20 protein-coding genes are annotated in these 24,726 nt (G+C 61.2%); 18 read left to right on the top strand and 2 right to left on the bottom strand.

Features of this window, described 5'->3' with window-relative positions:
* Positions 1-49 precede the first annotated feature (49 nt).
* The 7 genes from J2T60_RS09340 to J2T60_RS09310 all read left to right on the top strand — a co-directional run bounded on the left by J2T60_RS09340 (position 50) and on the right by J2T60_RS09310 (position 10,537).
* The gene (locus J2T60_RS09340) at positions 50-1,831 is read left to right on the top strand and encodes a hypothetical protein (protein WP_253448886.1); all 1,782 of its coding nucleotides are present in this window, start codon (positions 50-52) and stop codon (positions 1,829-1,831) included.
* Positions 1,824-3,716, top strand: a complete 1,893-nt coding sequence (locus tag J2T60_RS09335) for a glycosyltransferase family 4 protein (RefSeq protein WP_253448883.1) — start codon at positions 1,824-1,826, stop codon at positions 3,714-3,716. Before J2T60_RS09340 ends, J2T60_RS09335 begins: the two co-directional genes overlap by 8 nt.
* A 13-nt stretch (positions 3,717-3,729) precedes the next feature.
* Positions 3,730-4,329: a hypothetical protein gene (locus J2T60_RS09330; protein ID WP_253448880.1), complete on the top strand. Its 600-nt coding sequence runs from the start codon at positions 3,730-3,732 to the stop codon at positions 4,327-4,329.
* Positions 4,330-4,430: 101 nt separating this feature from the next.
* Positions 4,431-5,744, top strand: a complete 1,314-nt coding sequence (locus tag J2T60_RS09325) for a glycosyltransferase family protein (RefSeq protein WP_253448877.1) — start codon at positions 4,431-4,433, stop codon at positions 5,742-5,744.
* Positions 5,741-8,029, top strand: a complete 2,289-nt coding sequence (locus tag J2T60_RS09320; protein WP_253448874.1) for a glycosyltransferase — start codon at positions 5,741-5,743, stop codon at positions 8,027-8,029. The genes J2T60_RS09325 and J2T60_RS09320 overlap by 4 nt, the downstream gene beginning before the upstream one ends.
* Entirely contained in the window at positions 8,023-8,727 is a 705-nt protein-coding gene (locus J2T60_RS09315) for a hypothetical protein (protein ID WP_253448871.1), read from the top strand. The genes J2T60_RS09320 and J2T60_RS09315 overlap by 7 nt, the downstream gene beginning before the upstream one ends.
* A 40-nt stretch (positions 8,728-8,767) precedes the next feature.
* Positions 8,768-10,537, top strand: coding sequence for a heparinase II/III family protein (locus J2T60_RS09310; RefSeq protein ID WP_253448869.1), 1,770 nt, complete (start codon positions 8,768-8,770; stop codon positions 10,535-10,537).
* A gap of 33 nt (positions 10,538-10,570) precedes the next feature.
* Here J2T60_RS09310 and J2T60_RS09305 read toward each other — a convergent pair whose 3' ends face one another.
* The gene (locus J2T60_RS09305; RefSeq protein WP_253448866.1) at positions 10,571-12,046 is read right to left on the bottom strand and encodes a hypothetical protein; all 1,476 of its coding nucleotides are present in this window, start codon (positions 12,044-12,046) and stop codon (positions 10,571-10,573) included.
* Positions 12,039-12,392: a hypothetical protein gene (locus J2T60_RS09300; protein ID WP_253448863.1), complete on the bottom strand. Its 354-nt coding sequence runs from the start codon at positions 12,390-12,392 to the stop codon at positions 12,039-12,041. Before J2T60_RS09300 ends, J2T60_RS09305 begins: the two co-directional genes overlap by 8 nt.
* Before the next feature lie 201 nt (positions 12,393-12,593).
* Between J2T60_RS09300 and J2T60_RS09295 the strand changes: the two genes are divergently transcribed.
* From J2T60_RS09295 to J2T60_RS09245, 11 genes are all read left to right on the top strand, one after another.
* Positions 12,594-13,040 (top strand): FAD synthase family protein, encoded by a 447-nt coding sequence (locus tag J2T60_RS09295; protein WP_253448860.1) that lies wholly within the window; start codon positions 12,594-12,596, stop codon positions 13,038-13,040.
* Entirely contained in the window at positions 13,037-13,489 is a 453-nt protein-coding gene (locus J2T60_RS09290) for an HIT family protein (protein ID WP_253448857.1), read from the top strand. Before J2T60_RS09295 ends, J2T60_RS09290 begins: the two co-directional genes overlap by 4 nt.
* Positions 13,486-14,922: a LicD family protein gene (locus J2T60_RS09285; RefSeq protein WP_253448854.1), complete on the top strand. Its 1,437-nt coding sequence runs from the start codon at positions 13,486-13,488 to the stop codon at positions 14,920-14,922. The genes J2T60_RS09290 and J2T60_RS09285 overlap by 4 nt, the downstream gene beginning before the upstream one ends.
* Positions 14,923-14,959: 37 nt before the next feature.
* The gene (locus J2T60_RS09280) at positions 14,960-15,628 is read left to right on the top strand and encodes a glycerophosphodiester phosphodiesterase (protein ID WP_253448836.1); all 669 of its coding nucleotides are present in this window, start codon (positions 14,960-14,962) and stop codon (positions 15,626-15,628) included.
* Positions 15,622-16,953, top strand: coding sequence for a sugar-transfer associated ATP-grasp domain-containing protein (locus J2T60_RS09275; protein WP_253448833.1), 1,332 nt, complete (start codon positions 15,622-15,624; stop codon positions 16,951-16,953). The genes J2T60_RS09280 and J2T60_RS09275 overlap by 7 nt, the downstream gene beginning before the upstream one ends.
* A 9-nt stretch (positions 16,954-16,962) precedes the next feature.
* A complete protein-coding gene (locus tag J2T60_RS09270) occupies positions 16,963-18,789 on the top strand; it encodes a hypothetical protein (protein WP_253448830.1) in 1,827 nt (608 codons plus the stop codon).
* A gap of 81 nt (positions 18,790-18,870) precedes the next feature.
* On the top strand, positions 18,871-19,920 hold the full coding sequence (locus tag J2T60_RS09265; RefSeq protein WP_253448827.1) for a glycosyltransferase: 1,050 nt from the start codon (positions 18,871-18,873) through the stop codon (positions 19,918-19,920).
* Complete coding sequence (locus J2T60_RS09260) at positions 19,913-20,560, top strand: hypothetical protein (protein WP_253448825.1); 648 nt, start codon at positions 19,913-19,915, stop codon at positions 20,558-20,560. Before J2T60_RS09265 ends, J2T60_RS09260 begins: the two co-directional genes overlap by 8 nt.
* A gap of 58 nt (positions 20,561-20,618) precedes the next feature.
* Positions 20,619-21,905 (top strand): glycosyltransferase family 4 protein, encoded by a 1,287-nt coding sequence (locus J2T60_RS09255; RefSeq protein WP_253448822.1) that lies wholly within the window; start codon positions 20,619-20,621, stop codon positions 21,903-21,905.
* Positions 21,895-23,085: a glycosyltransferase family 4 protein gene (locus J2T60_RS09250; protein WP_253448819.1), complete on the top strand. Its 1,191-nt coding sequence runs from the start codon at positions 21,895-21,897 to the stop codon at positions 23,083-23,085. The genes J2T60_RS09255 and J2T60_RS09250 overlap by 11 nt, the downstream gene beginning before the upstream one ends.
* Before the next feature lie 238 nt (positions 23,086-23,323).
* Positions 23,324-24,658, top strand: a complete 1,335-nt coding sequence (locus tag J2T60_RS09245; protein WP_253448816.1) for a Fic family protein — start codon at positions 23,324-23,326, stop codon at positions 24,656-24,658.
* The last annotated feature ends 68 nt before the right edge of the window (positions 24,659-24,726 follow it).

The following is a 24,726-nucleotide window of genomic DNA, read 5'->3' as shown; positions in this document are numbered from 1 at the left end:
ATAATGCGCTTCTCGCAATATCCTGTTTGTTTGGGCCCGGGTTCCACTGATGCGTCTATTTAGCAGTACCTGGCAGTTTTTGCGCTGGCATTTTGCTGTGATGGGGGCCTTTATGGCCATTCATCCGGTGATGACGCCGGTGCTGGTCTGGTCCAAGGCCACCGCCAACATCACCCGGATCCTGGCCTTCTTCATCCCCTTGAAGGTTTTGCTGCTGCTGGCCACGCCCGGCGTGCCGCGTTATTTTCGTTTCTTTATTGAACCCGAGTTGCGCAATGAGTGGGCCATTGGCCTGTCCATTGCGGCGGTGGTGGCCTACCTGCTGACCCTGGTCCTGGACAAGCTCTCCGAGAATCTCTCGGAGAAGGGCAGTCAGCGGTTGCTCGCGGTTTCCAATCAGCTGTCGGTGGTCCAGAACCAGAAGGAACTGGCCAAGCGCTACTTTTCGAGTTTTTCCGATGTCAGCGCCAGTTTTCTGTTGGCCTCGATTCTGCTGCTGGCGGGTTTTCTTATTCACCCCTGGCTGTTTGTCTTTACCACCGGTGTCATCGTCCTGATGGCGTTGGTTTCCTGGGCCGCACTGCGGACGGTGGAACCCCGGGAGCCCCGGGGTTTCGGGGGTTATATCCTGGGCAACCTGGGTTCTTATCTGGGTTATCTCTACGCCATTCTCTTCCTGGCGGTCTTCTCCTATCTGGTGATCGATTTCCTGCTGTTCGATGGCATCAATGTGTTGATCGCCATTCTCTCCTTCCTGATTGCCCGCCAGCTGCTTTCGGCCCTGAGCGGTGCGGTGAGTACGGCGGTGAGTCTGTCCGGGCAGCGCTCCACCATTGACCCGCTGGTGTTTCTGGAAGAGCAGCATGTGAAACAGGCCCGCTCCGCCTTTCAGGACCTGCAATACCATTACACCCCAGAGCGCCGCGAGGCCCGGATTCGGGAGCTGCTGAATTTGCATGCAGACGATGATGCCTTGTCGGTGAGCAGTCACTGGGTGGACCCCTTGCGCGGCATGTATCTCTTTCTGGTTCAGGCCGAGAACGGGGCAGGGGAGACCGTGTTTCGGGGGCTGGAACAGGTGGTGCCGTTCAAGCAGGCACAGAACCTGGATAACGAGGATCTGATCCGGGATCACATGGGCGCCGGTCCGCTGCGCCTGGCCGATGTGCGCTCGGAGTATGAGGTGGCCGGTTTCCGTTGCCGCCTGTATGAGCTGGGTGAGGGCCAGGCTCTGTCCCGCAATGCCTGGAAGCGCCACGCGCTACCGCTCACCCTGGAACTATGGCAGCTGGAGCCGCCCCAGGCCCTGTGCTCGGTGTTTGAGCTGTCCCAGCCTTATCTGGGCCAGCGTTTCTCGCCGGAGCTGCTGGAACGCATGGAGCTGGCCCTGGATGACCCTGAAAAATGCGAGCTGTTTGCCGAGCTCACCCGCCGCCTGGATGAGATTCGTGACCGTTTGAACCGAATCCCCCTGTTTCCCTATAACGCCGGCTTGAGCGAGAAAACCGCTTTCGCGGATGATGACGGCGACCTGACATTGACCGACTGGGGCAAGTGGTCCCTGGAGCCGGTGGGGGTGGGCGTGGCGCCGACCTTGCTCACCCATCGGCGGATGGATGCGGTATTTGATAAACTGCGTGCCCGGAAGGATTGCCCGGATGATCTGGGGCTGGATGACTTGCGGATCGCCTGTCTGGCGTATCGCATTGAGGACCTGGTACAGAAGAAGTCGGCGTTCAACGCGGCTTTTACGAATGTGGAGAAGTTGTTGAGTTATCTGGATGGACCGGCCGAAGTGCCCGGCGATGCCGAAGGAGTGGTGAATGGCTAGCAAGCTGGTTTCCGGCCTGCGCAGCTTCAAGTGGCGGGTGGTGGTGCCCATGAGCTACCACTTGGGCCTGCCCCATGAGCGCATTGCCGGATGGCTGCGCCTGGCGCCCCTCAAGGCGCGTCTGGGTAAAGCCAGCAAGGCACCGGCCCCAGAGGCCGGGGACGGCGAGTCGCCCAATGCCGCCTCCAACGATCCCGAAGCCCGTTATCCCGGCCCGCCCCGCTATTCCATCTATACCGCCAGCTCGGTGGCCACCTCCTGCCGCGCCCTGCGCCTGCGCTATGATCAGGCCCGGGCCGATGATTACATCGCGGCCCTGCTGGATGCCGCGCCTGAATACGAGCCGGATATCCGCTGGGGCGGCTTTCTCGCCGCCCTGGATGAAAACCCCGTGGACGGCCTGGCGGAAGGCGAGGCCCTGCTGGCGCAGTTCCCCCTGCATCGCCTGAGAAAATCCCTCTACTATCAATACAACCACGCCGGCCATATCCGCCGCACCCGGGAACTGGCCGAGGCCCTGCGTCACAGCGAAGGAGCCTTTGAGCGGAGCTGCGAGATTCTGGATGCCCGCGAGCGCATGTTGGCGCGCGGGGGCGTGGCCCTGCCGGCCCAGGAGGCGGCGCACAATGCCCGTCCCGCTACGCGTCGGGTCTTGTATTTGTTACATAATGCGCTTCCTTTGGACAGCGGGGGCTATGCCACCCGTACCCATGGCCTGTCCCGGGCCTTGATTGAACATGGCTGGGACATGGAATGCGTCACCCGCCTGGGTTATCCCTCGGATCTCAAGCACCGGGCCCACTGGGTGGTGCCCCGGGTGACGGTGGATGGCGTCCCCTATCAGCGCCTGTTGGATCCCAGCCGCAGTTATCGTCGCCTGGATGCCGAGCGCTATCTGGAGCGCAATGCCGAGACGGTGCTGAAGCTGGCGAAAAAACGCCGCCCGGCCCTGCTGCATGGGGCCTCCAACCACATCAACGGGATTGCCGCGGTCTGGGCCGGGCGCAAGCTGGGTCTGCCCTCGGTGTATGAAGTCAGGGGGCTGTGGGAGCTGACGCGTCTCTCCCGCCAGCCCAGCTTCGAGGGCTCGGAGCTGTATGACATGATCGTGCAGCTGGAGACCCAGGCCTGCCAGGAAGCGGATCAGGTCATTGCCATTACCGATGCCCTCAAGCAGTTGCTGGTGGATCGCGGGGTGCCGGGGGAGAAGATTGCGGTGATCCCCAACGGGGTGGACACTGAGCGTTTCGCCGGCCCCGCCCCGGATGTCGAGGCCGATGCCGGCGGGCAGGCACTTCGCCGTGAGTGGGGGATTCCTCCGGACGCCCTGGTATTGGGCTATGTGGGCTCCATGCCCCAGTACGAGGGCCTGGATGATTTGATAGAGGCGGTGGCCCGTCTGCGGGAGCAGGGCCAGGACAATCTATACTGTTTGCTGGTGGGGGACGGGGATCAGCTGAGCCGTCTGAAATGGCAGGCCCATCGCCTGGGTGTCAGCGAGCAGATCAAGTTTACCGGGCGGGTGCCCCATGAGCAGGTGGGGGATTACTACGCGGCCATGGATGTGATGGTCTTCCCCCGAAAGCCTCAGCCGGTTACCGAGATTGTCTCGCCCATGAAGCCCTTTGAGGCCATGGCGCTGGGCAAGCCGGTGTTGGCCTCTGATGTTGCCGCGCTGGCGGAAATCGTCAAGGATGGGGAAACGGGCCGCCTGTTCGAGAAGGGCAACGTGGATTCACTGGCCGAGGCCATCGCCACGCTGGCCGATGACGATGCCCTGCGTGAACGTCTGGCCGAGACCGCGCTGCGATGGGTGCGGGAAAATCGCGACTGGCGACGGCTGGCAGAAGATGCATCAAAACTCTACCAGGGTCTGACGGCTTGATAAGGTAAAGCGCATGTCGGAAGTGGAAAACAGTCAGAACAAGGATCTTGAGCAGTTTCAGCAGTGGCTGGCCCGGCTCCAGGTGCCCCAGTTGCAGCGCTGTGCCGAGCGGCATTTCGAGGCGGCTGCCCAGCAGCGCCCGCGTCGTTCCCTGTTCGGGCGCAAGCAGCCGTTTGAGCCGCCCCTGTCCCGCCCCCTGCGTCAGGGTCACCAGCTGGCGGTGTCGAGTGAAGATGGATTGGCCCGGCTGCGCCTGGACAATGAATGGGATCGATTGCAGTTCTCCCTGACCGGAACCAATGAGGCCGTGGCGGCCATGAAGCCGGCGCTGTTTCTGCAGGCCGATGTGGATTTGTCCAAGGTCCAGGGCCTGGAGGGCTGGCATTGCAACAAGCGGGGTGAGTATTACCGCTACCTGCCCAGCAATGGCGGGACCGTGACCCTGGGTTTTGCCGATCTGGCGGCCTTGCCGCAATACACCCTGGAATTGCGGGCCGCCCGCAGCCAGCATCGCCTGCCCGATGGAGTAACGCTGCTGGTAACGCCGGGTATGCCGGGTTTTGCCGAGCGCCTGTTGCAGCGCAAGAACGGGGCGGCCAAAAAAAAAAGCTGACCCCGCCGCTGATTGAAACATCCGAGGCCCTGCAGGATGGCACCCTTTACCGCCTCCAGATTGACTACGCAGAAGCGGCTGGCCATCGACATGGATTGGCGGTGGCGCTTCGCTTTCTGGATGAAGCAGGTGAGCGATTGCCGGGGCCCTACCCGGAATGCGCCGAATCCGAGGTCCTGGGGGCCTATCGCTATCTACCCACCCGGCCCGGCAGCAGCCATGTTCATTGTGACTTGCCGTGCCCGCCCGGCGCCCGGCAAGTCCAGCTGGCCCTGTATGCCTGGTCCGATCCCGATCTGACATGCGAGTCACTGGCCGTGCAGCCCAGTGGCTTGAGTCTGGGCTTGCAACGGGAACAGCTGGATGAGGCCGTGACGAGGTTTCTTGCGCAGGCCGTAGAGTGTCACAGGCGGCCGGTGATCATCCGCAGCCGCGAGGCCCTGGGCAGTGACGTGGGTTATGTCCCTCGCCTGATTCAGGCCTGGCGCTTGGCCGGCCACCCCGTTGTGCAGCTGGCCCCCCGGGCCGTGGCCGAAGTGCCGGTGGTCCAGTCCGAGGATGCGCTGTTGCTGCGAATCCCGGATGATCTCTTTGCCGAGCAGAGTGAACGCTTGCTGGCGGCGGCCGGTAAGGGGGGCGGCTATCTGGTGCAACTCATGGCCGATACCGAGGCGCTGCATCATCAATCCCTTTTTGCCGCTGCCGGCTGGCATTGCGCCTATTACCTGACCGGCGAATCCCAGCTCAGTGGTGCCACCCTGGCCGAGGGCCCTCTGGCCCGACAGGCTTCGGTAGCGGCCGCTGCCGGCCCCGTGCTGGCCGGCAGGCTGGCCACATTGTGTGGGCGGGATCATGTGCCCCTGTGGGCGCCGGGGCGGGAGGCCAGCGCTTCCGCCGAGGCCCGCCCGCCTGTCAAAACGGATCCTGACCAAGACGATCGGCCGACGGTGGTTTACTGGGGCAGTCTGGCTGCCGAGGTCTTTGACTGGCCGACTTTGCTGCATGCCGCCCGCGCGCGTCCTGATGTGCGGTTTTATTGCCGGGGGGAAGGGGCGCCCGGCGATCTGCCAAGTCTGGAGAATCTGATAGTGGCGTCGGGGGCTGGGTTTGCGGACACGGCACCGGGGCATTGGCGCGTGGCGATCTTGCCCTTGCCCACCGGCCAGCAACTACTGGCCCCCTGGCAATGGGGGGAATTCCGGGCCCTGGGGTTGCCGGTATTGCTGCCCGCCGAGTGTGACGTGGCTCTGTCCAAGGACGAGCCCCTTGTACATTGCTATGCCGATGAAACCGAATTCCTGGCCGGCCTGGATGCTGCCCTTGATGCCGCGCCGGTGACAGCGGAGAGAGCAGCGGACGGGCTGAGCTGGCAGGCCCTGGCCAATCGTCTACTGGGTGAAGAGGTGGCCGCGTGAAGCGATTGCTCCTGGCCTATCGTTATTGCAATTTCGGCGGGGTGACTTCCGTTCTCAAACAGCGCCTGCCCGCTCTGCGGGCGGCTGGCTGGGAAGTGCATTGCCTGTTCGGGCGGGACGATGGGGGGCGGCCGGATCTGCTGCGGGCCGGGGCGAGCCAGGTGGATATCGTGGCGCGCGGACTGGCCGATCAGTTCGTCACAAGCGCCCGCGAGGGGGCGTATCAGGCACTGCTGGTGATTGATACGCCGGAAGTCCTCAGCCGGGCGGTGTCGGCGGGCCTGCCGGTTTGTTATGAGATGCATACCTCCCTGCCCAGGGGGATACGCGGATTGACGGCCGAGACCTTGTGCGGGGCTCGCCGAGTGGTGGTACCCAGTGACTGGTCCCGGCGTTGGCTGCAACTGCAGTATCCCCCGTTGCCTGACGAGCAGATCAGCGTTTGTCCCAACCCGGTTCAGCTGCCAGTCCCGGCAGATACCCAGGCAGACACCGGGGCAGTGCCTGCATTTCATGCCGGGCAGAAACCCCTGCTCTGGGTGGGCAAGCTGGGCGGGGGCAAGCAATGGCAGGAAATGCTGCACACGGCGGCGCGGGTTTGCCGCCAGCGCCCGGAGACCCCTGTGTTGGTGGTAACCGGCGGCAAGCTGGATTCACTGCGAGTCGGGGAGTTTCTGGCCCGGGCCGAGGCCCTGGGCTTGAGTGCCCACCTGCAATGGCTGCATAACCTCTCCCAATCGGCCATGGCCGAGCTTTACCGGGCCGTTGCCCGGGCGCGGGGGGTGCTGCTTTCCTGCTCTCGCCGGGAGTCTTTCTGTTTCACCGTGCACGAGGCCATGTGGTCGGGCGTGCCGGTGGTCGCGGCGCCGGCCGGCGCCGTGAGAGAGGTGTTGGACTCGGGCTGCAACGCCCTGATGTATCCGCCCGGCGATGACCGTTTGGCCGCCGAGCAGATTCTTTCCCTGTTTTCAGATCAGCCGCTGCATGAACGTCTTGCCCGTGAGGGCCTGGCCACGGTTCGGGCGCGTTTTCATCCTCGCCAGTTGCTGGCGGATTACCTGGCCCTGCTGGATCGCCTCCGCCCCAATCCGGAACTGGCCGAGGAAGTCGCCCCCTTCAAGGATGCGCCTGTATCGGATGAAGACCGACCCCGGGTGTCTGTGGTCATGACGGCCTGGAATGCCGCCGACAGCATCGAGGCGGCCATGCGTTCGGTCCTTGAGCAGAGCGAGCGGGATCTGGAATTGATCGTGGTGGATGATGCCAGTGAGGACGATACCGCTGGCCGTGTGGAAGCCATGGCGGCGGAAGACGGGCGCGTACGATTGCTTCGCTGTGGGGAAAACCGGGGAACCTACTGGGCCAAGAACCTGGGATTGATGATGGCCCGGGGGCAATACATTGCCCTGCATGATGCGGATGACACCTCGGATCCGGCTCGATTGGCCGTGCAGATTGCCGAACTGGAAGAACATCCCCAGGCCTGGATTTGCTATGTGCATTGGCAGCGGGTGGATGAACATGGGGAAGTCCTGTTGAACCGGGGCCGACAGGCCCGGCCGGGTTACCCCTCGGCCTTGTTCCGCCGTGAATTGATTGCCCGGGTCGGGTTTTTTGATGCGGTTCGCGTGGGGGCGGATGATGAGTTTCAGAAGCGGGTGAGGGCGGTGCTGGGTGCGGAGGCTACCCGCGTGGTGGACCGTGTGCTGTACTGGGCCCCGATCGCCGGGGACTCCCTCACCGGGCAAAACCCCGTGCACCTGTCCTTGCGTGATGACAGCGATCCGGCCAGTTATCTGTCCGAGTCACGGCGAGCCTATATTGCCGCCTTCAATCATTGGCATCGCAGCGGTGAGCAATTGCTGATGCCTTTCCCGCTGCGGGAGCGCTATGTGGTATCGCCCCCGTCCATCCGTAGCGAGATATTTCCACCGGCATACCGGGTGGTGGTGCATTTGGAAGCCGGGGATGTGTCGGGGCAGCTGCTGGCGGCCCGGATTCGTGACTGGCTGGCCCGTGTGGATTTGCTTTGCCTGGTCACCGACAATGCGGTCTCGCTGCCCGATGGCTTGCACGATGAACCCCGCCTTCGATTGATGCCGGAACGACCGGGCGAGGCTGAGGACAAAGCCTGGTGGTTTGATGAAGAGCGGGTAGCGCTTTGTCTTTATTTGCACGCCGGCGAGGAATATCACCCCAATTATGTGTCGCGGGTATTGTTGTCATTCATGCTGGGTGAAACCCGGGATGAACTGGATTGGGATGTTTTTTTTCAGGGATGTTGATGGTGGATAGTCAGTCAAAATGGAAAGCGGTCTGTGAGGCGAATCTGGCAAAAGCCAGACAGGACTATGCCGCCCTGGCCGATCCGGAGAAGTATATTCAGGTGGACCCGAAAGCCATTAGCCACCATTGCCCCTTCCACATGCGGACCAAGCGGGCCGGTGGGGCGAAGCTGGATGACTGGGGCCGGGTGGAGGATGGCCGCTGGGATCTACAGCGGCGCAAGGTGCTGCATACCGGGATTCTGGCGGATCAGCTGGCCGAGCATTTTATCCAGGGCAAGCCCTGGGCGGCCTGTGCCATCTGGGCGCACAAGCGTGCCCGGCTTGAGGAAAAGGGGCGCATTGATGGCTGCCGGAGCGAGAAGCAATTACTGGCCCGCTACCATCGCCTGGACGCCCTTTATGAGCAGATACGCCAGGAAGGGCGATTGCAGTCGGCCGAGGAACGGGGGGCGCCGGTGACGGATGATCTGTTTGTCTCCATTGATCGTGAGGGAGGGTTTCTGTTCGGGCATGGTGGCAGTCATCGTCTGGCTATGGCCCAGCTGCTGGATTTGTCCACCATTCCGGTTCGGGTGCTGATGCGCCATGCCCATTGGCAGCAAGTGCGGGAAGCTCTGGCTACGGGTACGGGGGGTGCCGTCCGTAGGGTGAAAGATCCGAAGCATCCGGATCTGCTTGATCTCAAAACCGCGTGATAAGCTTGCCGCCCATTTTTTCAGATAACGGACGTGATCAATGGATGTGATGCAGCCGGACACCTTGCCGCCGCTCAGGCATTTTGAAATTGCCAAGATCAAAGATGCGGCCAAGGAGTTGGCACAGCAGGACAGCGAGGGTTTTGTGGCCAAGGGCCGCAAGGATCTGGAACCGGTGCCGCTGGATTCCCCCGCCGATTGGTCCATCAAGCCCTACAAGGACCGGAACTGGATGTTCCAGTTCCATGCCTGGCGCAGCCTGGATTCCATGCTGCATATTCTGGTGAATGAGCCGGGCCGGGCCCGTGAAATGGCCGAGCGCATTGTGGCGGAAGTGGCCGCCTGGCATGACCATGCCCGTTCCTTCATGCGCTCTCGCTGGGTCTGGTATGACATGTCCACCGGGATTCGGGCCCAGAAGATTGCCTTTCTCCTGTGGGCCTTTCGTTATTACGGTTACCGCGATTTGCTGGAGCAGGATTTCTGGCCGGCGCTGATTGAATCCCATCTCGCGAAGCTGACCGACCCAAAGGAATTGAACCCGGGTAATCATGGCCTGTTTCAGCTCAATGGCCTGATGGCCCTGCTGTGGATTTACCCGGATGCCGGGGAACGGGACAAGCGCATCGATTACACGGCCCATCAGTTGGAGGCCTTGCTGCATGATCAGTTGGGTGATCTGGGGGTGCATCGTGAGCACTCACCTCATTATCACTTTTTCGTGATCAAGGTCATCGAGCAGGTGCTGGATGCCCCCTGGTGGGAAAGTGCCGATATGTCGGCCATCTTTGACTTGGTGCAACGGGCCCATGTGGCCAAGTACTGGATGCTGGATCCCAATGGCTATTGTGTTCCCATGGGGGATTCCGGGAATCCGCGTATCAAGTTGAAATCCCCTGAGACTCTGTTGGATTGGCCGCACCGGGAAAACGGGAAAACCGTCGGCGCCCTGGTGGATGCCTATGGCGTGGTGCGCAGCCGGCCCAATGCCAAGCGGGGTGATCGTTCCCTGCTGTTCATGCAGGGCGGTTTTTTTGCCAAGACCCACAAGCATGCGGATTGCCTGTCCTTTGTCTGGCAGGAGCGGGGCGAGGATATCCTGGTGGACCCCGGCAAGTATGGCTACAACGCCGGCAAGGCCCGCAATTACTTCAAGAGCACCCGTGCCCACAATACCGTGGAAGTGGATGGCAAGACCTTTTCCATCGAGTCGAGATATGCCCATGGCAATGCCATGGAGACGGTGGAGCCCTATGGCCAGGGCTGGCTGATACGGGCGGACCAGCATCGGCCGGAACGCAAGATTCGTCATCGTCGAACGGTGCTTTATCTCCCCAAGCGTTTGCTGGTGGTGCTTGACCAGCTCCGGAGCGAGGGTTCGGCGGGTCGCAAGTACAGCAGCTGGTGGCATCTCAACCCGGATCACGAACTGACCATGTTGAATGATGATCAACGCCTGATTACGGGACTGCGGGGTGAGCGGGTTTGCACCGTGAGTTTTCATGCCGAAGGGGTTGAGGGAGAACCCACCTTTACCCAGGCCCGTGGTCAGGAATCCCCCATGCTGGGCTGGGTCTCCCCCGCCTATCTGCAAACCATTCCCACCACTACCTTCGGTTATTCGGTGAAGGGCCAGGAGCATGATGTACTGCTGGCAACAGTGTTCGAGCTTCGTCCCAAGGTACCCGCCAAGGCCTCACGCGTGGAGAACCGTAAGGGAAAGACACGCCTGGTTTCCGGCAACGCCAAGCGCTTTAGCGGCGACGACAGCAAGGTGCTGGATCTCAGCAGTATTCTGGAAGGATTTTGAGATTCGGGAGGTTGGTGAGAAGGAGCGGCACTGTTACAGCTTGAAAGCTGCATCAGCGTCCGGAGTTTCAATGGCCACGGTTTTCGGTGCAATGGCTGCATCATAATCAATATGGCTGCGGTGGCTGCCCCAGGGGAGTTGAATTTGCCGGGCGGTTTCCCGGGGCAGGTGCTGGTCGAGAATGGCGGCCAGTTGCCGGGTCCGGGGCGGGGCCAGCTTGTCCAGGGCGGCCTGCATCCAGGCCTGGGTGGCCGGATGGGGCTCTCGGGGGAAGGGCCGGGTCAGGGCCAGGAAATGTGCTTTCGCCTGGCCGCTGAGTTGTTTCGCCAGGGTGTCCGGCGGGTGCTGATGAAAGAGGTGGCTGAAGGCCGGAAAGCTGGCCCGGCTGCTGAGCTCCGGCAGCCACTGGCCGACTTTGGCCTGGCTGGCCCGGGCCAGGTGGTCCTGGACCCACTCGCTCTCGGCAAAGAAGGTCTGGGGGTCGAGCCCGGCGTCGGGCAGGTTCAGCGCCAGCCGGTAAATCGCGTACTGAAAGCATTTATAGCAGTTGCCGCACCATCGCTGATTGGGGTCGGTGACCGATTCACACATCATCAGTGAGGTCAGCAGGCCGGGATAGCGTTCCTTCAGCAGGCGGATGGCTCCGTCCTTGCCGATACAGAAATTGGGGTTCTTGATACTCAGGGGTTGCTGCAGGAGTCGCGAGAGGGCGTCGGCCAGGAAGTCGTCGGCTTCCGGGCGGGAACGGGCGAAGCCGGCCCGGGGGCGATTCGGTTGAGTCGAGGTCCAGTAGTGGTTGAACTCATTGCTGTGGGTGACCAGTTCCAGGCCCAGTTGCCGGGTCATGGGCAGGGCCAGGGCATGGTAGAGGCCGGTGTGCAGGGCGCGACTGCTGGCGTCTTCCCCGATCTGGCAGCGCAAGTTGCTGATGATCTTCTGGACCCGAACGCCGGTTCGGCCCCGGATGGGCCCCAGGGCGTGGCGGTCCCGCCGCTGTTCGACGGTGCGCAGGTAGCGGCTTCTTTCGGGGAAGACACAGGAAAGCAGGGTCAGGCGCTGGTAGCCAAAAAGCTCCCCCATCAAGCCCAGCGTGGCCAGGGAATCCTTGCCGCCGCCGAACAGGATACCGATGTGTTCCGGCTCGGATGTCGATGGCGCGCCAGGCGCTTCGGACTCTTTCAGCGGGCCTGCGACGACATTGTCACAGCGGTGTAGGTCCAGCCAGGGTGCCAGGGCCATCCGCGGGATGGGCTCGGGGAAGTGCAAGGTCAATTCCTGGTGGTGGCGGGCGTAGAGGCTGGCGATCAGGCCAGAAAAGACGCTCCAGGCGATTGCCGGTGGCAGATTTTCCAGTGACTGGCGCGGGTAGCGGATAAAGCAATGGCAGTGCCTGAACAGGGGGCCGCCGCCGGACTGTGTCCAGCTCAGGTGCAAGGTGCTGCCTTCCACCCGGGGGCGATCCGGTCTTACCGTCACTGCCGGCCAGGGGGGCGGCCCGAACTCAGTCATTGTTTTGCCGGTCATGGCCGTTGGACCCGGGCCGGGGCGGTCCGGCATGGGTGCCGGGCAGGCCATCGGGATGGGTTTCCCGGAGGACGCCTTCCAGGTAATGGATGAAGCCGTGGATCTCGGACAGCTCAGTGGTCAAAGCCTCGTGCCGACCCAGTTGTTCATGGGCATCTTCGGCCGTGCTCCTGTAGAGGCTGTCCATGCGTTTGCCCAGGTGCTGGGTAAGTTCCCTCAAAGCGTGATTGGCGCGCCGCTGTCGTCGCAGGATCCAGGCCAGCAAGCCGGTATTCAGCAACAGGAACAGCAGAACCAGGCCGGCTATCCAGGCAGATATGGTCATCGTCATGGTGTTGCCCCCCGTGAGAATACAGGGGGAGATTCTGGGTCACAGCGCGATGTCTGTCCAATGGGGCCTGAGAGAATGGTGGGTTGATAAACCCAAAGCATGTAAAATCAGTGGCTTGGCCTGCCGGGACTGCCTGTGTGGTAAATGGGCCGGCGCGATTTCGATTGGATGTGACTATTTGGTATGGGGAGCAAGCGGGCAATGAAAATGATTGGCTACACCACGGGGGTCTATGACCTCTTTCATGTGGGGCATCTGAATTTGCTCAAGCGGGCCAAGCTTGAGTGTGATCATCTGATTGTGGGCGTGACCACGGATGAACTCTGTGAGCAGCGCAAGGGCACACGCCCCGTGATCCCCTTCACCGAGCGGATGGAGATTGTGGAGCATATCCGTTTCGTGGATGAGGTGGTGCCCCAGACCAATATGGACAAGATCGAGGCCTGGAACAATCTGCGTTTTGATCGCATGTTCGTGGGGGACGACTGGAAAGGCTCCGAAAAATGGAATGCCCTGGAACGGGATTTCGCCGAACGAGGTGTGGAGATTGTTTACTTCCCCTATACCCGTCACACCTCCAGCAGCAAGCTGCGTGAAGTGTTGGAGAAGATCCAGAATGGTGACTCCATCAAGGAGGGCGAACGATGAATGCCGACAATCCGCTGACAGCGTTTCGTGAAAACTTCCAGTTGGATCAGTTGACCGTGCATGAAAGCGAACACTGGATTCTTTCGGTGCGGCCCGAGCAGATGACCCTGGGGTCCATGGTGTTGAGTTCCCGCTCGGGGCGTCTGCATTTTTCCGAGTTGAGTGCTGAAGAATCCGCCGACATGGGGCGTGAATTGGCTGTGGCCGAGCGCCTTGCCAAGGAAGCGCTGGGTGCGGTTCGCATCAATGCCGTGTGTCTGATGATGAAAGACCCCATTGTGCATTTCCATGTGTTGCCCCGCTTTGACCGTTCGGTCTCCCGTTATGGCGTGGAATGGGAGGATGCCTTCTGGCCCGGCCCGCCCACTTTCGGCCCGGCCCCGACCGAGGAACAGACCCTGCTTTCCCTGCAACAGGATCTTTCTTCGGCGGCGGAGCGTCTTAAATGAGCCAGTTGTTGTATGGAATGTATCGGCGGCTGGTCCCGGCTTCCCTCAAGGCCCGACTGTCAGGCCGTATCAAGCAACAGACACTGGCTGCCATGTTCCGTTTGACGGGGAATGCGGCCTGGGCTGAACGGCTTGCCGCCTATTGTCTTCGGGCCGGTGATTTTGATGGGGCCCGAGCGGCCCATGCGATGACCTTCGATGCCGCTGACCGTAAGGGTCAGACGGCCATCTCCCGCCGGAGGCAACCCAGTCAGTTCAATTTCGAGCGCGCCCTGTTCCAGGAGAGTGGTGAAAGCGTCTATGACCCACTCTTTCATTGTTCCGTGCTGGAAGGACCGCTTGAAGTGGCCGGGCAATTCAAGGTCAGCTTTGTCTTTCTCGGGCTCAAGGTCAGTGGCCAGGTAAAGATGCCGGTTGATCTGGGGGAGGCGGATCGACCTGAGCAAGTCCGTATTCTGCTGGACGGACAACTGATTCGTACCATCAAGCTGGACTATCAAGAGAACAAGGCGCGTTTCTCCCTGACCATCAAGCGCCCTGCGCTGGAAATGTTTCCGCCCCATGCGGATATTGCGGTGGAAAGCGATAACGGTATGCCACTGCTGTTCAGGGGGCAGGCAAGGGTTGCGCGTGTCCAGATTCCCCATGCCCGGGGTGGTCTGAGTGAGTTGCTGTCGGACGGGAAAATGCTGGACAAGAAAGGCTATCTGCCAGCGGACCCGGGAACCGTTAGTGCTCGCCAGGATGCCTATCTGGATTTGTATGCCCGGGCCCGGGATGCTTTCGATGAGGAAGTGGGCCGCCCGCTGTTCCTGTTGTACGGCACCCTGCTGGGGCGCTACCGGGACGGTGATTTCATTCCCGGCGATGATGATTTCGATGTGGGCTTTGTATCCGACAAGCAGAATCCGGATTCGGTGCGGGAAGAGACCAAGGCAATCATGATGAAACTGGTGCGTGCCGGTTTCGTGATCAGCCTGAATCGTCGTGGCAAGCCATTCCGCATCATGCATCCGGAGGTGGGCGAGGATATCCACCTGGATGCCCGCCCGGTCTGGTATCAGGACGGCAAGGTCTGGGCGCAACGCCAGGCGGCCCTTGAGCTGGATTTTCAGGGTTTCAAGAAAGTAAAGACCGTGGATTTCCGTCACGTGCAGGCCTATATCCCCAAAAAGACCAAGTCCTTCCTCAAGGCTTATTACGGCCCTGGCTGGAAGTATCCGGACCCTGCCTACTCCAATGCCAGTCAGGTGATTCCTGAGTGGGTGTTCGAGAATCTGGATCGAACCTGCCTGGGTTCCGGTGAAATTGTTCGGATGCAGGACCGTATCGAGGATGAGCGCGACAAGCAGCCCGAGATGGGCACCTTGATTGCCATTGCCATGGAAGACCTCTATCCGTTGGAAGAATTTGAACGGCGGGTGGGTTGGTAGCGCCATGCTGCTGATCGCTCATCGGGGAACCACGAGTTTGCACAGGCCCAACCTGATCGAGGGTCTGTGGCAGTTGCCCGGGGGCATTGATGGGGTGGAAGTGGATGTGCGTCTGAGCCGGGATGGTGTTCCGGTTCTCCATCATGATCGATGTCTGCCTGCGGATGGCCCGGCGATTGAACAATTGGATTATTCAGCGCTGCGGGGGCAGGTGTTGGACAACGGCTGCCGGATTCCGCGTCTGGTGGACTACCTGGCGGCCTGTCGGGCACATGGCGTCAAGCGGCTGTTTCTGGATATCAAGGTTAAGGATCCCGAGGTGCTTCCTATCATTCATGATGTGGTTCAGGCCAGTGCCCTTCGCCGGGAACAGGCCCAAGGGCAGGTCTTCTGGATGGTGCGTTTCCCTGAGCAAGTCGAGCGAGTGAGATCCCTTATGCCGGACGCACCCGTGGTCCTGCTGAGAACAAACTGGGATAACCTGGATGAACGGTTGACCCTGGTGAAAGAGGGTCTTGTGGATTATCTGGTACCCATGCCCCGGGATCGTTTTCTGGTGGAGAATCAGGCTTTGCTCCGGGAAATCAGGGAGGCAGATGCTGCCATGGGGGTTTCGATTATCAATCAACAGGAAAACCTCTTGATGGCGGAAGAGGTGGGATGTTCTTTCGCCATCACGGACGAAGCCAAAGGTGCACGATGCTGAAACTCTTGTATAAATGGGCTCGACGCCATAAACGCCGGGCCCGTGTCATGCCCGTCTTGATGCGGCGCCTGCACCCCGAGCAATCGGATGCGGATTACATCCATGCCTGCTACTTCCGTGAGCGAGAACGCTTTCTTTCACCATTCATGGTGGACCATCCCAAGGATGCAACTCAGCGACAGTACTCACGTTATAAGGGACGTCGCCACTGGCGTGCGTGGTTCCTGGAAGATGTGCTGGCGCAATCGGTCAATCTGGTGGTGGAGAATGGCCCATCCATTAAGGCCATTACCGGGAAAGGGCGTTGGCGGCAACTGCTTGAAATGCTCTGGCTGGCTGTTCGGGTGCCTTCCATGCCGGAGAACTACTATAAGTTCGAGTGGTACAAGCGGGAGGCAAGGAAGCTGGCGAGCGAGTACCTGCACCGCTATGAAATGAAGAACGTGGTCTACAGTTACCTGAATGCACAGGGTGGGTCGGCTTCTGTCTCCCTGTCCAATAAGAGAAAGTTCTTTGAGCATGCCCACGCCAACGATGTTGCCGTGGTTCCGATCATCGGTGTCGTTACGGAATCGGGCATCCAGTTCTATGAAGACTACGATGATACGGTCGATTTCGATGTATTTGTAAAGCCGGTGTCAGGAAAGGGTGGGCGAGGTGCCGAGCGTTTTCGCTTTCAGGGTGACGGCAAAGGTTTTCTGTCATCAAAAGGGAAGGCATTCGAGGATTTCGCTGCCATCGTCAAAAAGTACCGGAAGAAGGCCAAGCGCTCGGGTGACAAGTTTCTCGTGCAGCCTCGCATCGTGAATCATGATGCTTTGAAGCCGCTGACCGGTGAAGTGGCTTCCACTTGCCGTGTAGTGACCATCCTGGATGAGTCTGGCACACCAGAGCCGGTCTTTGCCTCATTTCGCATGCCGGGGTCATTGACTGGGGTGGTGGACAATGCCCATGCGGGCGGGATCTCGGCAGCAGTGAACCTGCAAGACGGTACCTTGAGTAAAGGGGCTTATCTGGGTTTGAGTGGTGACATGGAAAGGCATGACAAGCGCAAGGATAACGGCGCCCAGATTGAGGGGGTGCAGATACCGGCCTGGTCCGAAGTGCTTGATCTCTGTCGTCAGGCCCATGAAGCCTTCAAGCCCCGTGTTGTGGTGGGCTGGGATGTCTGCATGACGGACGCCGGGCCCCTGGTGGTGGAGGGCAATGGTCAGCCCTGTACCGATGTGGTTCAACGCCGGATAGGTGGCCCCCTGAGCCATGACCGCTTTGGCAAATTGATTGCGTTTCACTTGAAAGAAAGAGATTCGCATCGTCCACACTGATGGCAGACCATGAAAGGCCTACTGCTCCATTTTTTGAATGTACCCCCCATTGCCAGTCTTATAGGGCATGTGAGTGCTGTGGCCTTGTCACTGGGATTGATTGGGGAAGGCCGGGTGGCTGGTTTGCTGCGTCGCCTGGACGGTCGGGCCAGTGATCGGGCCATGGTGGCCTTGCTGGCAGTGGCGGTGGATCGTCAGCCGCAGCGTCAGGATTGGCTGGATGGCCTGGTAGCGCACGGGCTGCGGGCAGGGCATCCGCAAAGGGTCTGGAAGGCCTTCCAGGCCAATGAATCGAGAATGGGTTTTTCCCCCGCTTCACGCCTTCGACTTTTGCTTCGCCTGCAATGGCATGAGGAAACCGCCTGCCTGCTTGAGGCCCTGGCTGAGTTTCGTGATCGCCTGGCAGCGAAGTTCTGGCGCTTCATGCCGTCCATCCTTGAAGCGGATATGCCGGAGCCGGATGATCTGATTGAACTGGCCCGTCAGGGTGAGCAACGCCGACTGGATATTGCCCTGGGACGGGTGGCCTTCGATTTCCGTGAGTTTTCACTGAGTGGTGCGCTGCTTGAGCGTGGCCTTGGGGCCGGTCAGGGGAACGCGGTGGATCGCCTGGCCATGCACTATGCCCAGTCTCGGGCAGGTGTGGCCCCGGAGACGGGGCCCGCCCTTGAAAGCGACTTGGCTTCTGCCCGTGGATACCGGGCGGACCCCCAGTACGCTTTGCTGGCATGTGAGCTTGCCATTCACCAGGGAGATGCCGAGGGGGCTGCTGCCCGCCTGGATGAATGGTTGCGGTCGGCGGATCTGCCCGTGGATGATTCAGACACCGTGCAGACACTGAGTCATGGGATGCTGAAACAGATCCTGGCGTGTCGAATGGGGGATGGGCCATCGGTATCGCTTGAGGCAAGCCGGCCGGTTTGTGTGCACAAGGTGTTTGTCTGTGGCAATGGTTGGTCCGGCTCGGGGGCCATGCATAATGCCTTGCAGGAATATGACACCGTGGTGGAGTTTCCCCAGGCCGCCCCCGAGGCATTGGCCAACAAGGGATCCTTTTCGGAGGTATCACTGTTCCAGGGTGCGGCCGGTCTAGGCGGGCTTTGGCGCAAGCTGGACAAGGGGACCTTGCCCCATTGGCGGGATCTCTGGGATCTCTTTCGTTGCCATGTGCTGGGCGGGGCCTGGGTGGGATACCCGGAGTACAAATGCGCGGTGATGGCCCGGGCCATGCAATCCGCCTTTGGGCTGGCCCATTGGTATATGTTCAGCGAAACCCTGCCGGCTCTGTGCTCGGCCGTGGCCAGCGAGGATGTGGAAGGAGCCCGGTATGCCCTGACTTGCCTGGCCGAGCGGGCATGCCTGGAGGCGGTTCGGCATGCCGGGGGCGAGCCGGATCAGTCCGTGCTGGTGCTGAACAACGCGGTCTTCGCCCGCAATGTGGATATCCTTCCCCTGTTCCACCAGGCCAGGGCCGTGTGTGTTCACCGGGACCCGCGGGACGTCTGGGCGGACCGCATGCTTGACGATGATCGCCATTGGCGTACTGTGCAGGAATTTGCCGACTTTTATGCGGGCAATGAACGGCGAACCCGCCAGCGGATTGCCGGACTGGCCGATCAGGGGCGAGTGCCCGTGCGCCAGGTGGCCTTTGAGGGCCTGGTCAGGGATGGAAGGCTTCGCGAGGAACTGTGTCAGTGGGCGCTGACGCCGGTGGGCGGGCAGCGGGTTCGCGAGATTCTGGACCCGGCTCGCTCACAGCAGAATATCGGGATTCATGAAGCTCGTCTGGACGAGCAGGCTTTGCAGCGTCTGGCACCATTGGTAGCCGGGAAGTAGGTGTATCGACTGCCATGATAAAGGGGACACGGGGTGACGGAAGGCCAGCACTCAGCACAGCCAGCGCCATCAAGGCCGCGAGTGTTGTTCGTCAACACCAATGGGGCAGGGCTTGGCCATCTGAACCGTTGCCTGGCTTATGCCAGGACGCTGTCGTCGGAGGTGACGCCGGTTTTCTTCACCCTCAGTTCGGCGGTGGATGTGATCCATGATTTTGGTTTTGATGCGGATTACTTCGTTTCCCACTTCTGGTCCGCCTCCGGTTCCGAGGCCTGGAATCGGGAGCTTGCCTATCGCATGACGCTGATGCTGCGGGCCGTGCGACCCGTGGCCGTGGTGTTTGATGGCACGATACCCTTCAGGGGCCTGGTGGAGGCGTGCCGGCAATTCGATGATATCCCCTTCATTTGGTCTCGCCGTGGTTCCAATCGGCCCGATGCCCGTCCCGTCCCGGTGGATGAGGATTTCTGTGATTTGCTCCTGGAGCCGGGGGAGATTGGGGATGAATATCGGGTGATTAGCGAGCGGGAAGATTACCGCCGGGTTGCACTGGAACCGGTGACCCTGCTGGCGGCGGATGAATTGCTGAGTCGGGAGGCGGCCCGGACGGAACTGGGACTGGCCCCGGATGAGCAGTATGCCCTTTTCTCCCTGGGCTCCGGCAATCAAAAGGATACCCGCGAGATAGCCTCCGGCCTGGCGGCGGGTCTGATCGAGCGTGATGTAAAGGCGGTCTGGGCGCAGCCACCCATTGCCATCCGGGAACCGCTGTTGCCACCGCAGGTGGAGCGTATCCGGTGCTATCCTCTGGCCCGTTATCTGCGGGCTTTTGATCTTTTTGTCGGGGCTGCGGGGTATAACAGTTGCTGTGAGTTATTGCTGGCCGGGATTCCAGCCTTGCTGGTGCCCAACCGTCAGCTGACCACCGATGACCAGTTGCGCCGGGCCCGGCACCTGGCGACAACCTTGCCGGTGGTTGTTTCTGATTGTGAGGGCCCGGAAACGCGGGTCCGGGCCATTCAGGATGTATTGGCCTTGTCTTGTGCTGATGCAGGCCAGTATCCCAGCCTGGACGGGGCCCGGCAGGCTGCCCGGGAAATCATGCAGTGTGTGGAGAAACGTGATGGATGAGCCATCCCGGACCGACGAGACCGCCGAGGAAACCATTGCCGCCCTGCGTTCCGAGCTGCGATTCCGTGAAGCGGAGCAGTCGGTGGTGGCGGAGCATTTTGATGCCCTGCGGCAGAGCCGGGTATTCCGGGTGTCGCATTTTCTGGGCAATCTCTATCGAGTGCTGACCTTTCAACGACCGGTGCCGCTACCCCAGTCACTGCTTGCGCCCATGAACGGTCGTGGCGGTGTGGATATGCATCATCCGGCGCCCTGGCGTTCGGACCTGTCCCATGCGGAAGGGGAAGATGGCCGGATGCCATTGATCATCTGGGCCATGGATACCGACCCCGAGCTGATTCGGGCCAGTTGCGAACAGGTGGCTGAACTGTTGAGCCCCGCCAGCCGCCTTTCACCGGTACTGATTACCAATGTCAGTGACTTCAGCTACTACTCCAGTCGCGGTTGGCTGGTGGAGTATGTGCCGGACCTGTCGGTGGGAGAGAGCGGGCAGGCCTCGGATATCCGCGAGGCACGCACTGCCAAGCTCCTGCACCTGGCGCGCATGTACCGGGCGGCACCGGTGCTTCCCGTTCACCACCAGGTTCCAGACCGGGAATACCTGCAAGGATTGATCCATTGGTTGGAAGCCGGGATCTGATCGCCCCGTGTAGAATAGGCCGTTGTTGTGAGCGCTCGGTAGCAAGGGGAGGCCCGGTTTGAAACAGGTCAGCATGGTGGTCTGGAATACCTTCGAGACCGATGCAAGGGTGCTCAAGGAGGCCCAGACCCTGGTGGAGGCTGGTTATCGGGTCACCGTCTGTGCCTTGCATACCCCCGGGGTAACCGAACAGCGGGAAACGCTGGCCGAAGGGATTGAGGTTCGGCGGGTACTGCGTTCCCCCGTGATGCTGATTCCGTCCCGCCGTCGTCGTGTGGCCCGCTGGAATGCCCAGCAGCGAGCCGCCGCCGAGGAAAAAACCGAAGCGGCATCATCCAGGCAATCGGTATCACCGCCTGCGCCACCCAATCCGGGCCGTGTACGTCGCTTCCTTTCCCAGTGTTTTCGCCTGAATACCCAGTTGCTGCTGTTGCTGGCCTTGCTCAGGACCCGTCCTGACGTGGTCCATGCCCATGATGCCAATACCCTGGTGATAGGCTGGCTGGCGGCGCGTTTGTCCCGGGCCCGGCTGGTGTATGACGCCCATGAGATCAGTACGGATCGGGAAGGCTATGCCGGTGTTCGTCGCTGTATTGGTACGATTGAGAAGCGGCTCATGCCCCGGGCGGATGCCACGATTACCACCACCGACATGCGGGCGCGTTTCTTTGCCCGGGCCTATGGGGTGGCGCGTCCGGCGATCCTGCAGAATCGGCCCCGTTATCAGGTGATTGAGGCGAGCAAGCGTTTGAGAGAGCGTCTTTCGTTGAAAGAAGACTGGCCCATCATCGTGTACCAGGGAGGCTTGCAGGCAGGACGCGGACTGGAAGATCTGGTTCATGCGGCCGCCGAGGTGCCGGAGGCCTATTTCGTGCTGATTGGTGGCGGGCAGTTGACGGCGCGTCTTTCCGGGATTGCCGAGTCGCTGGATTTGCAGGCACGGGTGTTTTTCATACCCACGGTTCCCCTGTCCGAGTTGCTGACTTACACGGCATCGGCGGATATCGGCGTTCAGCCTATCCGCAATACCTGTCTGAACCACTTGAGTACCGACTCCAATAAGTTGTTTGAATATGCCATGGCGGGCTTGCCCGTGGTGGCCAGTGCCTTCCCCGAAATACGGCGAATCGTTCAGGGCCACGAGATTGGCCGGGTCTACGACCCCGAGCAGCCGGGGGAGCTGGCCAGGGCCCTGAATGCCATGGTGGGATCTGCCGAGTTGCGGGCGCGCTATGGCGCTAATGCCCTTGCCCATCGCAAGGCATTGAGCTGGGAAGCACAGGAGGCTGTGCTTGTGGATCTGTATGCCGGCCTTCCCAACCTTGGGGGGCGTGATGACGGCTGAATCCCCTGAGTTGCAGGATCGCCGGGTTGTCATGGCCGTCTGGGGCAGTCTGAAACACGATGCCCGCGTGGTGCGTTCGGCGGCGGAACTGGCCCGTCACGGGGCCCGGGTTACGGTGGTCGCGGCCAGTTGGGATGAAGATGAGATCGGCCGTTATCACCACCCTGAAGGGTTTGATGTGCTGACCATTCGGCGCCCTGTGCCCTGGGCCCTGCATAAGAACCGGCCGGGGCTGTTGGCGGTTTTTTCCCGCGCGTTGCGGGTGCTGCCGGGTTTTTTGCGTTTTACCCGTGCCATCCGCTCTTTGAAGGGGGATGTTTATCACGCCCATGATATCCAGGCCCTGCCCTGGGTTTATTATGCTGCCCGCGGCTGCCCCGTCATCTACGATGCCCACGAGATCACCACCGACCGCACCGGCTTTGGCCGGGTCGGGCCGCTGGTGGGCCGCTTCGAGCGCTATTTTGCCCGCCGGGTGGCTGCCATGCTCACCACCACCGGCATGCGGGCCGATCACTTCGCCCGGGTGCACGATATTCCCCGGCCGGTGGTGATTCAGAACCGGCCCCTGTACCGGGCGGCCAAACCCGGCCGGCGTCTGCGCGAGGCCACCGGGGTGCCCGAGGACCGGGTGCTGTTTCTTTACCAAGGGGGGCTCCAACCCCGGCGCGGCCTGGAAATGATCATTGATCGGGTGCCGGAAGTGGCCGATGCGCATTTTGTTTTCCTGGGCCCGGGCGTTCTACGCGAGAGCCTGCGGGCGCGGGCCGAGGAACTGGGGGTCAGCGAGCGGGTGCATCTGCTGGATGCGGTACCCTGGCAGGAGTTGGCCGAGTGGACGGCTTCGGCGGATGTGGGCCTGCAGTTGCTGGAAAACGTGGGCCTGAATCATTACACCACCGACTCCAACAAGATCTTTGAATACGGATTGGCCGGTGTGCCGGTAATCGCCAGTGATTTTCCCGAGATTCGCAAGATTGTCACCGAGGCGGATTTCGGTCTCCTGGTGGATCCGGCGGATTCGGCGGCCGTGCGTGAGGCCATGATCCGCCTGCGTGATGATGCTGAGCTGCGCGCCCATTTCCGCCATCAGGCCCAATCCAATGCCCGCGCCCTGTCCTGGGAGACCCAGGCCCCGGCCTTGCTGGGGGTCTACGAGCGGTTGCTTGATCGCGGATGAATCCGCTCCTACGGGCTATTGCCTCCCCGCCGTAGGAGCGAATTCATTCGCGATTGAGGTGGGTGCTGCAGCCTTGTGGGAGCGGCGTCCGCCGCGATTTCCAGGTGGCCTGCTATTGATCGCGGCGGATGCCGCTTCCACGGGGAGGGGTGTTTGAATTATCAATTTTCTGGAAATTGATAATATTTGATAGTTTGGCTATTATAACTATCAATTCCCCCAAAATTGATCATTTGTCATGATCCAGCCCTCCCCCAATTGGCAGGCCACGCTGGGCCGCTTCAAGCCGCAGCAGATGCGGAAGCTGCTGGGGCGGGATATGGGGCCCTGTCCCAGGGGCCGTTACCGGCACTGGGACAATCTCCGCCATCTCAAGGCCCCCGAAGGCTTTAGCTCGGAGCAGTGGTGGGCGGCGGTCAAATACGCCCGGCACATGCTGCGGCGCGATCTCCCCTTTTTGGATACGGTTGGGCGCCCGTTTGGGTATGTGCCGGTGGCCCAGCTGGAAGACCGCCTGCATCATCTGGACAGCCAGGCCACGGGGCGTTTGGCCATGCCGGAGGCGGTGGCCCGGCCGGCTCATCGGGATCGCTATCTGATTTCGTCGCTGATCGAGGAGGCGGTGACTTCCAGTCAGCTGGAAGGGGCTGCGACCACCCGCCGGGTGGCGGTGGACATGCTTCGCAGCGGCCGCTCGCCTCGGGACAAAGACGAGCAGATGATCTTTAACAACTATGCGGCCATGAGCCAGATCCGGGCGTGGCGGGATGAGCCCATGACCCCGGAGCGGGTGTGCGAGCTCCATCGCATGGTGACCGAGGATACGCTCGACGACCCGGCCGATGCGGGTCGGCCCCAGGCCCCCGGGGAAACCCGTATTGCCGTGTATGACAACACCCGAAACCGGGTGCTCCACGATCCGCCGGCGGCCAAGCATCTGGAGGTGCGGATGCAGGCCATGTGCGAATTTGCCAACCGGCGTTTCGAGGGAGGCGCGTTCCTGCATCCGGTGCTGCATGCCATCTGCCTGCATTTCTGGCTGGCCTGGGATCATCCCTTTGTGGATGGCAATGGGCGCACGGCCCGGGCGCTGTTCTACTGGAAAATGCTGCAGGCCGATTATTGGCTGTTCGAGTTTATTTCCATTTCCACCGTGCTCCGGAAAAGCCAGGGCCAGTACAAGCGGGCCTTTCTGGAAACGGAGACCGATGAGCAGGATTTGACTTACTTCTTCCTGCACCAGCTGGATGTGATCGAGCAGGCCGTGGGAGAGCTGGAGTCCTATCTGGCTCGCAAGCAAGAACAGTTGGCCGAGGCGGAACGGTTGCTGCGGGTGCACGGTGACCTTAACCATCGCCAGCTTTCCATGCTGTCCCATGCATTGCGCAACCCTGATGCCAGCTATACGGTGCAGTCTCACCAGCGCAGCCACGGGATCGTCTACGCCACCGCCCGTGCCGATGTGCTTGATCTGGTGGATAAGGGGCTGTTGATCAAGACCCGGCATGCGCGTAAGCCGCAGCGGTTTACGGTGCCGGTGGATTTGCCGGACCGGGTCAAGGCGGTTACATGAGGAGATGGCGCCATTGTGGGAGCGGCGTCCGCCGCGATTTCCAGGTGGCTTGCGATTGATCGCGGCGG

The organism is Natronospira proteinivora, from assembly GCF_024170465.1.
Classification (GTDB): Bacteria; Pseudomonadota; Gammaproteobacteria; order Natronospirales; family Natronospiraceae; genus Natronospira; species Natronospira proteinivora.
The sequence above is the reverse complement of the archived record's forward strand: the minus strand, read 5'-3'. Positions and strand labels throughout refer to the sequence as shown.